This is a genomic window from Paracoccus sediminis, assembly GCF_900188295.1.
Lineage (GTDB): Bacteria > Pseudomonadota > Alphaproteobacteria > Rhodobacterales > Rhodobacteraceae > Paracoccus > Paracoccus sediminis.
Map to the genome: position 1 here is coordinate 323,404 of NZ_FZNM01000001.1, position 12,346 is coordinate 335,749.

Sequence of the window (12,346 nt, forward strand, 5' to 3'; positions counted from 1 at the left end):
ACCCTGCCTTTTCGGGCGGGTGACGCGGGGTCAGCGCCAGCCCAGGCGATCCCGGCGGCGCCCCAGGAACAGGCCGGGCAGGGTTGTCAGCAACCATCCCAGGACCAGCCCGATGCCGGCCGCCCACAGGCCCGCAACCGTCACGGGCACGGCAGGGCGAAAATCGCCCCAGGTCGCGGCCAGGGTTTCCGTGTCGCGCAGCCGATGCGGCAGCAGCATCCGTTCCAGCGGCCCTGCGATGCGCAGCATCTGCAAATCCGCGCGCGCCCGGTCCAGGCGAATGAAAACGTCGCGCATGTTGGACTGGTGTGCATCGCGGAAGGCGCTGCCGGACAGGTCGTCCAGGGCCTGATCCCGCGTCAGGCCCGCACCCTCGGCGCTGGCGTCAAATTCGGCGGCCATGCGGGCCAGCGCATCGACCTGTCCGCCCAGCCGCTGGACATACTGGTCCGAAAAGGCCGGGAATTGCGACAAGGCGGCAGCAAAGCACACCGCCACCGCCAGCCGCAGCATCCCGATCATTTGTCCTGCACCGTCAGGCCCAGCACGGGCGCATAGATCTGTTCCAGCCGGGCGATGGCGTCCTTGGGCGACATCTCCTCGGTTTCGCCGGTGCGGCGGCTGGTCAGTTCGACTTTGTTCGCCGCCAGCCCGCGCGGCCCGACGGTGATCCGCCAGGGCAGGCCGATCAGATCCATGGTGGCAAATTTCGCCCCCGCCCGGTCGTCGCGGTCGTCGTACAGCGGGTCCATGCCGCGCGCCTGCAATTCCGCATAGATCGCGTCGCAGGCGCTGTCGGTGGAATTGTCGCCCTGTTTCAGGTTGACGATGCCCACGTGGAACGGGGTCACGCCCTCGGGCCAGATGATGCCGCGGTCGTCGTGGCTGGCCTCGATGATGGCGCCCAGCAGGCGGGACACGCCGATGCCGTGGCTGCCCATTTCGACCGGCACGCGGGCGCCGTCGGGACCGACGACGGTGGCGCCCATGGCCTCGGAATACTTGGTGCCGAAATAGAAGATCTGGCCGACCTCGATCCCCCGCGCGGTGCGGCGGCGTTCTTCCGGCACCTGGGCGAAGACCGCCTCGTCATGGGTCTCGTCGGTGCGGGCATAGCGGCTGGTGAACTCCTCCAGCACGGCCTGGCATTGTTCGACGCTGTCATAATCGATCTGCCGATCGCCGAAGGTCAGGTCGGTGATCTGGCTGTCATAGAACACCTCGGATTCGCCGGTGTCCGCCAGCACCAGGAATTCATGCGTGTAATCGCCGCCGATCGGCCCGCCGTCCGCGCGCATCGGGATGGCCTGCAAGCCCATCCGTTCATAGGTCCGCAGATAGCTGACCAGATGCCGGTTATAGGCGTGCAGCGCCGCGTCCCGCGTCAGGTCGAAGTTGTAGCCGTCCTTCATCAGGAACTCACGCCCGCGCATCACGCCGAAACGGGGGCGGATCTCGTCGCGGAACTTCCACTGGACGTGGTACAGCGTCAGGGGCAGATCCTTGTAGCTGTTCACATGGCTGCGGAAGATGTCGGTTATCATCTCCTCGTTCGTGGGACCGTACAGCAGGTCGCGCTTGTGGCGGTCCCGGACGCGCAGCATCTCCTCGCCGTAATCGTCATAGCGGCCCGACTCGCGCCACAGGTCCGCCGGTTGCAGCGTCGGCATCAGCAGGGGGATGTGGCCCGCGCGGCCCTGTTCCTCGTGGACGATCCGCTCGATGCGTTTCAGCACCTTGTATCCCAGCGGCAGCCAGGAATAGATGCCCGCGGCCTGCTGCTTTATCATGCCCGCGCGCAGCATCAGCCGGTGGCTGACGATCTGCGCCTCTTTCGGGTCTTCCTTGAGGACGGGCAGGAAATAGCGCGACAGACGCATGAGGATACCTTCCTTCGTTTGCCGCTTCGTGTAGGGCAAAGCGGGCGGCCGGGGCAAGATGGCTGATGGACGGCCATTCCCCCGGCGTTTAGGCTGTGCGCGAAAAGGGGGATCCTGATGTCCGCGCCCGTTTTCCTGCCTGGCTGGTTCCCGCAGCATGATTGCGCCGTGATCGTCGCCTGCGATGCGGCCTATCTGCCCTATGCCGCCGTCGTGGCGCGGCAACTGGCCGACGGCGCGCCCGCCTGCGACGTGCTGATCGGATCGCCCGACCCGCTGGATCTGCCCCATGTCCTGCGCGGGGCGGGCATCGGTCATGTCGCGGCCCGGATGCCGCTGATCGAATCCGTCCTGCCGCTGGACGACCGGCGCAGCCTGGCGGCCTATATGGGGGTGTTCCTGGCATCGGCCCTGGGCGGCATCTATCGCCGGATACTGGTTCTGGACGCGGACATCCTGTTCGAACGGGGCGATCCGGCGCGGCTGATGGCGGCCGGCATGGGCGGACATGCGGTGGCGGCGGTGCGGGACAACCGCCAATGGCGCAGTCCGGCCAAGCGGGTGCCCGATTTTCGCCGGCTGGGCTGGGCTGCGGCGCCCTATTTCAATTCCGGCGTGGTCATGTACGACCCCGACAGCTGGGTCGCGCAGGATCTACCCGCCCGCTGCGCCGCCTTTGCCCGCCGGCACCTGAAGGGCCTTGGCCGAGACCAGGCATTGCTGAACGGAACCCTGCACGGCGACTGGGCCGAGATCAGCCCGTTGTGGAACTGGCAGTTCACCTGGGCGTCCAGCCATCTTGCCGCGATGGCCGATCCCTGCCTGGTCCATTTCATCGGCCCGGTAAAACCGTGGCTGGACCGGTCCGAAGGAATCGTGCCGATGCGGTGGCGAATGCCCTATGGCGCGTTTCTGGCCGACCATTTCCCGGCGGCCGCGCGGCCAGGCCGCCCCGGAATCCGCCACTGGCCGGGACGGCGCCACCTGGGACGCAGCCTGCTGCGCCAGTGGCGGGCCTCGGCGCCGATGCTGGATTACCTTGGCCGCTTCGCCGACGAATACACGCTGCTTGATCCGCGCTGATCCCGCCCGGTCGTCATGGGTTCTTGCAAGTCGTCCTGCGACGGGTCAGACAGAAATCAAACCCCCCGGAGGCAGGATGCGCATACCGATACACAAGCAGTTGATGTGGTGGGGCATCGCGGCGGTGACGCTGTTGCTGGCGATGTGGCTGCTGGGCAATGCGATCCTGCCGTTCATCCTGGGGGCGGGCGTGGCCTATCTGCTGGATCCGGTGGCCGACCGGCTGGAACGCGCGGGTTGCAGTCGCGTCATGTCGGTGGTGGTGATTACCGTGGCCGCCGTGCTGGTCTTTGTCGGGGTCGTGCTGCTGGTCGTGCCGGTGATGCTGCGGCAGGCGACCTCGCTGATCGAGACCGCGCCCGCCATGCTGGAACAGGGCCGCCTGTTCCTGTCCAACCGCTTTCCCGAACTGCTGCCCGCCGACGGCGACATCGGCACGGCCCTGACCGACCTGGGCGCAAGCATGGGCGAACAGATGGGCACCCTGGCCTCGCGCGTGCTGTCGTCGGTGGGCGGCATCATCAGCGCCATCGCGATCCTGGTCATCGTGCCGGTGGTGGCCTTCTATCTGCTGCTGGACTGGGACCATCTGGTCGAACGGGTGGACACGCTGCTGCCGCGCGAACACGCCCCCACCCTGCGCCGCATCGCGCGCGAGATCGACGAGGCTTTGTCGGGCTTTGTCCGGGGGCAGGGGCTGGTCATGCTGATCCTGGGGACATGGTACGCCATCGGGCTGATGATCGTGGGCCTGCCCTTCGGGTTCTTCATCGGCGTGATGGCGGCGCTGCTGTCGTTCATCCCCTATGTGGGCGTGCTGATCGGCGGGGCCACGGCCATCGGGGTCGCGCTGTTCAGTTTCTGGGGCGATCCGCTGTGGATCGGGCTGGTCGTCGCGATCTTTGCCATTGGCCAGGTGGTCGAGGGGAATTACCTGCAACCCAAGATCGTCGGCCACCATGTCGGCCTGCATCCGGTCTGGCTGCTGCTGGCCTTGTCGGTCTTCGGGATGCTGTTCGGTTTCGTCGGCATGGTCATGGCGGTGCCGCTGGCCGCCGCGCTGGGCGTGGTCGGCCGTTTCCTGACGCAGCGGTATCAGGACAGCGCGCTGTTCACCGGCCAGGCGCTGCCCCCCGATCCCGGCCAGCCCATGCTGGTCGAGATCGTGCCCCCGGGCACCGTCGCCAATTCCATCCGCGAGGCGCGCATCCGCGCCGACCAGAACCGCGCCCTGGACCAGATCGCGATGATGCGCGAGGAAATCGCCCGCAGGCATCCCGAAGCCCAATAGACCGATGGCCACGACATCCCGCCAGTTGACGCTGGATCTGACAACCGCCCCGGCCCATTCGCGCGGCGATTTCCTGCCCGCCCCGGCGAACCGCGCCGCCCTTGCCGCCCTGGATGCGCCGCAGGACTGGCCGCAGGGGCGGATGCTGCTGATCGGGCCGGAAGGCGCGGGCAAATCGCATCTGGCGGCCTTCTGGGCGGCGGAAAACGGCGCCCGGCGGTTGAAGGCCGCCGCCCTGCGCCCGGATGCCGCCGACGGGCTTGCCACCGAAGGCGGCGCCCTTGTAATCGAGGACGCGGACCGCGCGGGCCGGGCGGCGGGGGCCGAACAGGCGCTGTTCCACCTGTGGAACCTGTGCCCGCCGCGCGACTGCCTGCTGATGCTGACCGCGCGCACGCCGCCGCGCGACTGGGGCCTTGTGCTGCCCGACCTGCGGTCGCGCATGGACGCGATGCCGCAGGTCCGGCTGGGGCCGCCCGACGAATCCCTGCTGGCCGCCGTTCTGGTCAAGCTGTTCGCCGACCGCCAGCAGGCCGTGCCCGCCGACCTGATCGACTGGCTGGTGCTGCACATGCCCCGCGACCTGGGGCTGGCCCGCCGGCTGGTCGCCGCGATGGACCGCGCGGCCATGGCCGACAAGCGCCCGATCACGCGCCGCATCGCCGCCGAACTGCTGGACGGCCTGTCGGAGCCTGATCCATGATATACCCGCCATCCCCAAGGCCAGGACCATGACGCAAGCAGATTTCCTTCGAACCCCGTTCCCCGAGCCGCAGGACCTGCCCGGCGGCGTTCCCCAGAACGGCGCGCGGTTCTTCAACCGGGAAATAAGCTGGCTGTCCTTCAACTGGCGCGTCCTGGACGAGGCGCGCAACCCGCGCGTGCCTTTGCTGGAACGGTTGCGCTTCGTGTCGATCAGCGCCACCAACCTGGACGAATTCTATACCGTCCGCGTCGCGGGCCTGCGCGAACTGGTGCGCGAGGGGAACGCCACACCGTCCGACGACGGCCTGACGCCCGCCGAACAGCTGGCGATCATCAATTCCGACGCCCGCCGCCTGATGGGCGCGCAGCAGGGCGTCTGGAACCGCATCCGCCGCGAGATGGAGGAGGCGGGCATCGTCATCCTGTCCCGGTCGCGCCTGACGCGGGCCGAGGAGGAGTTCCTGCACGACCATTTCGAACGCAAGGTGTTTCCGGTCCTGTCGCCCCTGGCCATCGACCCGGCCCATCCGTTCCCCTTCATCCCCAACGCCGGTTTCTCGCTGGCGCTGGAACTGGCGCGCGAACGGGACGGCCAGCAGATGCAGGCGCTGCTGCCCATCCCCGCGCAACTGACCCGCTTCATCCCCCTGCCGGGGGGCGAACGGTTCCTGCGGCTGGAGGATTTGTTGCTGATGCACCTGTCCAGCCTGTTCCCCGGCTATCGCGACGTGGGCCATTGCGCGTTCCGCGTGCTGCGCGACAGCGACCTGGAGGTCGAGGAGGAAGCCGAGGATCTGGTCCGCGAATTCGAGACCGCCCTGAAACGCCGCCGCAGGGGCAGCGTGATCCGGCTGAAGATCACGCGCGGGGCGCCGGACCGTTTGCGCCGCCTCATCATGGACGAGCTTGAGGTCAGCCCCGACGAGGTGATCGAGGTCGAAGGGCTGCTGGGGGTGGCGGATCTGTCCGAACTGGTGCTGGACAAGCGCCGCGACCTGCTGTGGCCGGCCTTTACCCCCCGCGTGCCCGAACGCGTGCAGGACCACGACGGCGATTTGTTCGCAGCCATGCGGCAAAAGGACATGCTGCTGCACCACCCCTATGAAACCTTTGACATGGTGGTGCGCTTTCTGGCCCAGGCCGCGCGCGACCCCGACGTGCTGGCGATCAAGCAGACGCTGTACCGCACCAGCCGCGACAGCCCCATCGTCGATGCCCTGTGCGAGGCCGCCGAATCCGGCAAGTCGGTCACGGCCCTGGTCGAACTCAAGGCCCGCTTCGACGAGGCCGCGAACATCCGCCAGTCCCGCCGCCTGGAGCGGGCGGGGGCGCATGTCGTTTACGGCTTCGTGAACTACAAGACGCACGCCAAGATCAGCACGGTGGTGCGGCGCGAAGGCGACAACCTTGTCACCTATACCCATTACGGGACCGGCAACTATCATCCGATCACCGCGCGCATCTATACGGATCTGTCGCTGTTCACCTGCGATCCGGCGCTTGGCCGCGACGCTACCAAGATCTTCAACTATCTATCGGGCTATGTGCAGCCGGCGGGGCTGGAAAACATCTCGATCTCGCCCATCGACCTCAAGGACCGGCTGCTGTCCCTGATCGCGCGCGAGGCCGAACTGGCCCGACAGGGCCGCCCCGCCGCGATCTGGGCCAAGCTGAATTCCCTGATCGAAAAGGACGTGATCGACGCGCTGTACGCGGCCAGCGCGGCAGGCGTGAAGATCAGCCTTGTCGTGCGCGGCATCTGCGGGATCCGGCCCGGCATCCGGGGGCTGTCGGACAACATCCGCGTGAAATCCATCGTCGGGCGGTATCTGGAACATTCGCGCATCGTCTGTTTCGGCAACGGCCACGGATTGCCGTCGAAGCGCGCGCGGGTCTTCATCAGCTCGGCCGACTGGATGGACCGCAACCTGAACCGCCGCGTCGAAACCCTGGTCGAATGCGTGAACGACACCGTCAAGGCCCAGATCGTCAGCCAGATCATGGCCGCCAACATGGCCGACGAGGCGCAAAGCTGGCTGTTGCAACCCGATGGCCGGTTCGTGCGCTATCTGCCCGAAGGACGCGACGACCTGTTCAACTGTCACCGCTTCTTCATGGACCACCCGTCGCTGTCGGGGCGGGGCACGGCGGGGGCCGGGGACGTTCCGGCGCTCACCCATTCGAACGATTGACGCCCCGGCCGGGCCGGGTCATTAACGGCGCGATGCGAAAGGCAGGAGTGGCGGCGATGAACGGCTTGCGGACGACCACCGGCCAGAAGGTCGAACCTTTCGGCAAGATGTTCGAAAAACTGCCAAAGCGCGCCCTGTCGCGCGTGGGCGTGGTCGATGTCGGCTCGAACTCGATCCGGCTGGTGGTGTTTGACGGCGCGGCACGCTCGCCCGCCTATTTCTACAACGAAAAGGTCATGGCCGGGCTGGGCGCCAAGATGGCCCAGACCGGCCGCCTGAACCCCGAGGGGGTCGAGCGCGGGTTTGCCGCCCTGCAACGCTTTGCGGCCTTGGCCCGCGGCATGGACATCGAACCCCTGACCTGCGTGGCCACCGCCGCCGTGCGCGAGGCCGAGGACGGCCCCGCGTTCCAGGCCCGCGTCGAACGCGAGATCGGCATGAAGATGTGGGTCATCGACGGAGAGGAGGAGGCCCGGCTGTCCGCGCAAGGCGTGCTGCTGGGCTGGCCCGACGCCAGGGGCCTGGTCTGCGACATCGGCGGCAACTCGATGGAACTGGCCGAGGTCGCGGACGGCCAGATCGGCCGGCGCGTGTCATCGCAACTGGGACCGTTCCGGTTGCAGCAGGTGTCCGGCGGCAAGGATGGACTGCGCAAGTACATCAAGAAGACCATGGGCGATCTGGCCCGCGTGATGGGTACGGACCACGAACGCATCTATCTGGTCGGCGGCAGCTGGCGCGCCATCGCCCGGCTGGACATGGAGCGCGTGTCCTATCCCATGACGGTTTTGCACGAATACCGTATGACGCCGCAGGCCGTGGCCGACACGGTGTCCTGGATCGGCGACAGCGACCTGAACGACCTGCGGGGCCGCGTCGATATTTCCTCCTCGCGCATGGAACTGGTGCCGCTGGCTTCTCAGGTCCTGTCGCAACTGGTGGAAACCTTTGCGCCCTCGGAACTGGCCGTGTCCAGCTATGGCATCCGAGAAGGGCTGCTGTACGAACAGATGTCCGAAGGCCTGCGCAAGCGCGACCCGCTGATCGAGGCCGCGCGGTTCACGGAACGCCAGATGGCCCGGATGCCGGGGTCGGGCAAGAAGCTGTATCAGTTCCTGCAACCCGTGTTCGGGGACGTGCCCCCCGAACGCGACCGCCTGATCCGCGCCGCCTGCCTGTTGCACGACACAAGCTGGCGCGCCCACCCCGACTATCGGGCCGAGGCCTGTTTCGACAACGTGACCCGCGCCAACATGGCCGCGCTCTCCCACCCCGAACGGGTGTTCCTGGGCCTGGCGCTGCTGCACCGCTACAAGAACAGCCGCGCCGGGTCGCCCATGGCGCCCCTGTTCAAGCTGCTGACGGACGATCAGATCGGCGATGCCGAAATCCTGGGCAAGGCGATGCGCTTTGGCGCGATGCTGGCCCTGGACGATCCGGCCGATGCGGGCAGGCTGACCCTGGACGGCGGGCAGTTGCTGCTGGACCTGACACCCACCGGCCGCAAGCTGATGGGCGAGGTTGCCGCGGCGCGTTTCAAATCCCTGTGCGGGGCCTTGGGCGTGGACGGCGTCGTCAGCGGCTGACCGCCGCGGCTACAGCGGCTCCTCCTCGGGGGCGGCGCCGATCGTGACGGCGCCTTCGACATAGATGTCGTCGCCCGCAAAGCCCGATTCCTGCCCGCCGCCATCGCCGGTCCAGTCCTCGTCCGGTGCCGAGGCGCCGGGATCGTCGTCCGGCTGGACCCGGCCCAGGGGTTGCGCCACCCAGCCATCGGCGCAAAAGGTGCTGCTCGCGTTCGGGGTGCAAGCCTGCGCGGACCCGTTCAGCCCGGCGATGACCCAGAACAGGACCGCGACGACACGAATCATTGATTTCCCCTGCGACCCTGCTGCCGGTCTGGATAGCAGGCAATCGTCAAGGCAAGGTTAGCAGGGCTTCGCAGACCGTCCCGGACCGCAATGCGGTCGGGCAACGAAAAAGGGCGCCCCGAGGGACGCCCTTTCTGCCGCAGGGACAGGGATGATTACATCATCCCGCCCATGCCGCCCATGTCGGGCATGCCGCCGCCGCCCTGGCCCTTCGGCTCGGGCTTTTCGGCGATCATGGCTTCGGTGGTAATCAGCAGACCGGCGACCGAGGCTGCGTCCTCCAGCGCGGTGCGCACGACCTTGGCCGGGTCGATCACGCCGAACCGGAACATGTCGCCATATTCTTCGGTCTGCGCGTTGAAGCCAAAGGTCTTGTCGTCGGATTCGCGCACCTTGCCGGCAACCACGGCGCCGTCGACGCCGGCATTTTCGGCGATCTGGCGCATCGGAGCCTCGAGCGCGCGGCGCACGATGGCGATGCCCGCTTCCTGGTCGCTGTTGGCGGCCGTCAGGCCTTCCAGGGCCTTGCCGCCCTGAACCAGGGCCACGCCGCCGCCGACGACCACGCCTTCCTGCACGGCCGCACGGGTCGCGTTCAGCGCGTCGTCCACGCGGTCCTTGCGCTCTTTCACTTCGACTTCGGTCATGCCGCCGACGCGGATGACGGCAACGCCGCCCGCCAGCTTGGCCACACGCTCCTGCAGCTTTTCCTTGTCATAGTCCGAGGTGGTTTCCTCGATCTGCTGACGGATCTGGCTGACGCGGGCCTCGATCTCGGACTTCTCACCCGAACCATCGACGATGGTGGTGTTGTCCTTGTTGATCGTGACCTTTTTCGCGCGGCCCAGCATGTCGATGCCGACGTTTTCCAGCTTCATGCCCAGATCTTCGCTGATGACCTGGCCGCCGGTCAGGATCGCGATGTCCTGCAACATGGCCTTGCGCCGGTCGCCAAAACCCGGCGCCTTGACGGCCGCGATCTTCAGGCCGCCGCGCAGCTTGTTCACGACCAGCGTGGCCAGGGCCTCGCCTTCCACATCCTCGGCAACGATGACCAGCGGCTTGCCCGACTGGATCACGGCTTCCAGCAGCGGAACCATCGGTTGCAGCGAGGACAGCTTCTTTTCGTGCAGCAGGATGTAGACGTCTTCCAGATCGGCGATCATCTTGTCGGGGTTGGTCACGAAATAGGGCGACAGATAGCCGCGGTCGAACTGCATCCCCTCGACGACTTCGACCTCGGTCTCCATCCCCTTGTTTTCTTCGACGGTGATGACGCCCTCGTTGCCGACCTTCTGCATCGCGTCGGCGATGAAGCGGCCGATATTGGCCTCGCCGTTCGCCGAAATCGTGCCGACCTGGGCGACTTCGTCGCTGTCGGTCACGGGACGCGAGGCGGCCTTGATGGCTTCCACGACCTTCAGGGTCGCAAGGTCGATGCCGCGCTTCAGATCCATCGGGTTCATGCCGGCGGCGACCGCCTTCATGCCTTCCTTGACGATGGCCTGGGCCAGGACCGTGGCGGTGGTGGTGCCGTCGCCGGCCTCGTCATTGGTGCGCGAGGCCACTTCGCGGACCATCTGCGCGCCCATGTTCTCGAACTTGTCGGACAGTTCGATTTCCTTGGCGACGGTCACACCGTCCTTGGTGATGCGCGGGGCGCCAAAGGATTTGTCGATGACGACGTTGCGGCCTTTCGGACCCAGCGTCACCTTCACGGCATCGGCCAGGATGTTGACGCCTTTCAGCATCCGGTCGCGGGCGTCCGTGTTGAACTTGACTTCTTTCGCAGCCATTTGAATCTCCTGAATTTATGATTGAAAGAATGCGATCAGGCGATGACGCCCAGGATGTCGCTTTCCTTCATGATCAGCAGCTCCTCGCCGTCGATCGTGACTTCGGTGCCCGACCACTTGCCGAACAGCACGCGGTCGCCCGCCTTGACCGAGGGGGCGATCAGTTCGCCCGAATCCTTGCGCGCGCCTTCGCCGGTCGAGATGACCTCGCCCTCGGCGGGCTTTTCCTTGGCGCTGTCGGGGATAATCAGGCCGCCCTTGGTCTTTTCGTCCGACTGGACGCGGCGGACCAGAACGCGGTCATGCAAAGGGGTGAATGCCATGGTGAACACTCCGTGTTTCAGGTTGCAGTGTTGCGGTGTTGGCACTCGGGGCAAGTGAGTGCCAATGGCGGTGATCTAGGGCATGGGGTGGGGGTCTGTCAACGGCGGGCTGTCGCAAAAATTTGTCCCGGCCGCGGGTGGCCAACAGGGCGGGGCTGTGCCAGCCTTTCGGCGGCAGAGTGCGGGAGACTGGAAAATGCGTGTCCTTCTGGCAGGATTTCTGACGCTGTGGGGCGCTGCCGCGACCGCGTCCGAATGCGTGGGCACCAATCTGTTCGATGCCATGACTCCCGCCCAGCGGTCCGAGATCGACGCCGCGGTGGCCGATGTTCCCTTTCACAAGGGGCTGCTGTGGCGCGCCAGCCGGGGCGATCGGTCGATCACGCTGGTCGGCACCTATCATTTTGGCGATCCGCGCCATGATGCGATGATGGCGCGGCTGGAACCCCTGATCGCCCAGGCGGCCACGGTTCTTGTCGAGGCAGGCCCGGTCGAGGAACGGAAACTCTCCGAAGCCCTGGCGGCCGATCCCGCGTTGATGGCCGATCCGACCGGGCCGACTTTGCCCGAACGGCTGAGCGGCCGGGACTGGGCGCTGCTGTCGGCCGCGATGGCGGACCGCGGCACGCCTGCCGTCGTCACCTCGACGCTGCGGCCCTGGTATGTGGCGATGATGCTGGGGATCAGCCCCTGCATGATGCGGCAGATGGCCCGCGACGGCGCGCAGGGGCTGGACCGCCGCCTTGTCGACCGAGCCGTGGATCTGGATGTTCCCGTCCGGGCGCTTGAACCCTGGGACACCGTCTTTTCCCTGTTTCGCGGCCTCACCCCGCAGCAGGAGATCGGGATGATCCGCGCGGCGCTGCCCGCCGCCGCTTATGCCGACGATTATGCCGTCACGCTGACCGACGCCTATTTCGCGGGCGACATCTGGGCGATCTGGGAATTCGGCCGGTTCGATGCCTATCGCAATTCGGGGCTGTCGCGCGGTCAGGTCGATGCGCAGATGGATCTGGCGAAGGCACGGCTGATGGACGGGCGCAACCGGGCCTGGATCGCGCCGCTGACGCAGGCCGCGACGGATGCGGCCCGGCAGGGCAGGGGGATCGTCGCGGGGTTTGGCGCGCTGCACCTGCCCGGCGACGGGGGCGTTCTGCGTCTGCTGGAAAAGGACGGCTGGTCCATCGAACGGCTGGACGGCTGAT

11 protein-coding genes are annotated in these 12,346 nt (G+C 66.9%); 6 read left to right on the plus strand and 5 right to left on the minus strand.

The window, feature by feature from the left end; genetic code table 11:
* Positions 1–30 precede the first annotated feature (30 nt).
* The gene (locus CHB77_RS01760) at positions 31–522 is read right to left on the minus strand and encodes a DUF2937 family protein (protein ID WP_089386447.1); all 492 of its coding nucleotides are present in this window, start codon (positions 520–522) and stop codon (positions 31–33) included.
* The gene (proS, locus tag CHB77_RS01765; protein ID WP_089386448.1) at positions 519–1,880 is read right to left on the minus strand and encodes a proline--tRNA ligase; all 1,362 of its coding nucleotides are present in this window, start codon (positions 1,878–1,880) and stop codon (positions 519–521) included. The genes CHB77_RS01760 and proS overlap by 4 nt, the downstream gene beginning before the upstream one ends.
* Before the next feature lie 117 nt (positions 1,881–1,997).
* Here proS and CHB77_RS01770 point away from each other — a divergent pair, with 117 nt between their 5' ends.
* The 5 genes from CHB77_RS01770 (at position 1,998) to CHB77_RS01790 (ending at position 8,737) form a co-directional block, all read left to right on the plus strand.
* Entirely contained in the window at positions 1,998–2,963 is a 966-nt protein-coding gene (locus CHB77_RS01770) for a glycosyltransferase family 8 protein (RefSeq protein ID WP_089386449.1), read from the plus strand.
* A 76-nt stretch (positions 2,964–3,039) separates the two neighbouring features.
* Positions 3,040–4,254 (plus strand): AI-2E family transporter, encoded by a 1,215-nt coding sequence (locus tag CHB77_RS01775; RefSeq protein WP_089386450.1) that lies wholly within the window; start codon positions 3,040–3,042, stop codon positions 4,252–4,254.
* Positions 4,255–4,258: 4 nt separating this feature from the next.
* Complete coding sequence (locus CHB77_RS01780) at positions 4,259–4,957, plus strand: P-loop NTPase family protein (RefSeq protein WP_089386451.1); 699 nt, start codon at positions 4,259–4,261, stop codon at positions 4,955–4,957.
* A 28-nt stretch (positions 4,958–4,985) separates the two neighbouring features.
* Complete coding sequence (locus CHB77_RS01785; RefSeq protein WP_089386452.1) at positions 4,986–7,151, plus strand: RNA degradosome polyphosphate kinase; 2,166 nt, start codon at positions 4,986–4,988, stop codon at positions 7,149–7,151.
* Between the two features lie 56 nt (positions 7,152–7,207).
* Positions 7,208–8,737 carry a Ppx/GppA family phosphatase gene (locus CHB77_RS01790; RefSeq protein ID WP_089386453.1) on the plus strand — a complete coding sequence of 510 codons (1,530 nt, stop codon included), beginning with the start codon at positions 7,208–7,210 and terminating at the stop codon, positions 8,735–8,737.
* 9 nt (positions 8,738–8,746) lie between these two features.
* On the opposite strand, the gene CHB77_RS01795 is transcribed toward CHB77_RS01790, so the two are convergent.
* From CHB77_RS01795 to CHB77_RS01805, 3 genes are all read right to left on the minus strand, one after another.
* Complete coding sequence (locus CHB77_RS01795) at positions 8,747–9,022, minus strand: hypothetical protein (RefSeq protein ID WP_089386454.1); 276 nt, start codon at positions 9,020–9,022, stop codon at positions 8,747–8,749.
* A gap of 155 nt (positions 9,023–9,177) precedes the next feature.
* Positions 9,178–10,818 (minus strand): chaperonin GroEL, encoded by a 1,641-nt coding sequence (groL, locus tag CHB77_RS01800; protein ID WP_089386455.1) that lies wholly within the window; start codon positions 10,816–10,818, stop codon positions 9,178–9,180.
* A 35-nt stretch (positions 10,819–10,853) separates the two neighbouring features.
* A complete protein-coding gene (locus tag CHB77_RS01805; protein ID WP_089386456.1) occupies positions 10,854–11,141 on the minus strand; it encodes a co-chaperone GroES in 288 nt (95 codons plus the stop codon).
* Between the two features lie 196 nt (positions 11,142–11,337).
* Between CHB77_RS01805 and CHB77_RS01810 the strand changes: the two genes are divergently transcribed.
* Positions 11,338–12,345 carry a TraB/GumN family protein gene (locus CHB77_RS01810; protein ID WP_089386457.1) on the plus strand — a complete coding sequence of 336 codons (1,008 nt, stop codon included), beginning with the start codon at positions 11,338–11,340 and terminating at the stop codon, positions 12,343–12,345.
* Position 12,346: the final 1 nt, after the last annotated feature.

What these genes read in the sequence shown, in the direction of transcription:
- CHB77_RS01760 (WP_089386447.1), bottom strand. Translation starts at nt 522, where the DNA reads ATGATCGGGATGCTGCGGCTGGCGGTGGCGGTGTGCTTTGCTGCCGCC.
- proS (WP_089386448.1), bottom strand. Translation starts at nt 1,880, where the DNA reads ATGCGTCTGTCGCGCTATTTCCTGCCCGTCCTCAAGGAAGACCCGAAA.
- CHB77_RS01770 (WP_089386449.1), top strand. Translation starts at nt 1,998, where the DNA reads ATGTCCGCGCCCGTTTTCCTGCCTGGCTGGTTCCCGCAGCATGATTGC.
- CHB77_RS01775 (WP_089386450.1), top strand. Translation starts at nt 3,040, where the DNA reads ATGCGCATACCGATACACAAGCAGTTGATGTGGTGGGGCATCGCGGCG.
- CHB77_RS01780 (WP_089386451.1), top strand. Translation starts at nt 4,259, where the DNA reads ATGGCCACGACATCCCGCCAGTTGACGCTGGATCTGACAACCGCCCCG.
- CHB77_RS01785 (WP_089386452.1), top strand. Translation starts at nt 4,986, where the DNA reads ATGACGCAAGCAGATTTCCTTCGAACCCCGTTCCCCGAGCCGCAGGAC.
- CHB77_RS01790 (WP_089386453.1), top strand. Translation starts at nt 7,208, where the DNA reads ATGAACGGCTTGCGGACGACCACCGGCCAGAAGGTCGAACCTTTCGGC.
- CHB77_RS01795 (WP_089386454.1), bottom strand. Translation starts at nt 9,022, where the DNA reads ATGATTCGTGTCGTCGCGGTCCTGTTCTGGGTCATCGCCGGGCTGAAC.
- groL (WP_089386455.1), bottom strand. Translation starts at nt 10,818, where the DNA reads ATGGCTGCGAAAGAAGTCAAGTTCAACACGGACGCCCGCGACCGGATG.
- CHB77_RS01805 (WP_089386456.1), bottom strand. Translation starts at nt 11,141, where the DNA reads ATGGCATTCACCCCTTTGCATGACCGCGTTCTGGTCCGCCGCGTCCAG.
- CHB77_RS01810 (WP_089386457.1), top strand. Translation starts at nt 11,338, where the DNA reads ATGCGTGTCCTTCTGGCAGGATTTCTGACGCTGTGGGGCGCTGCCGCG.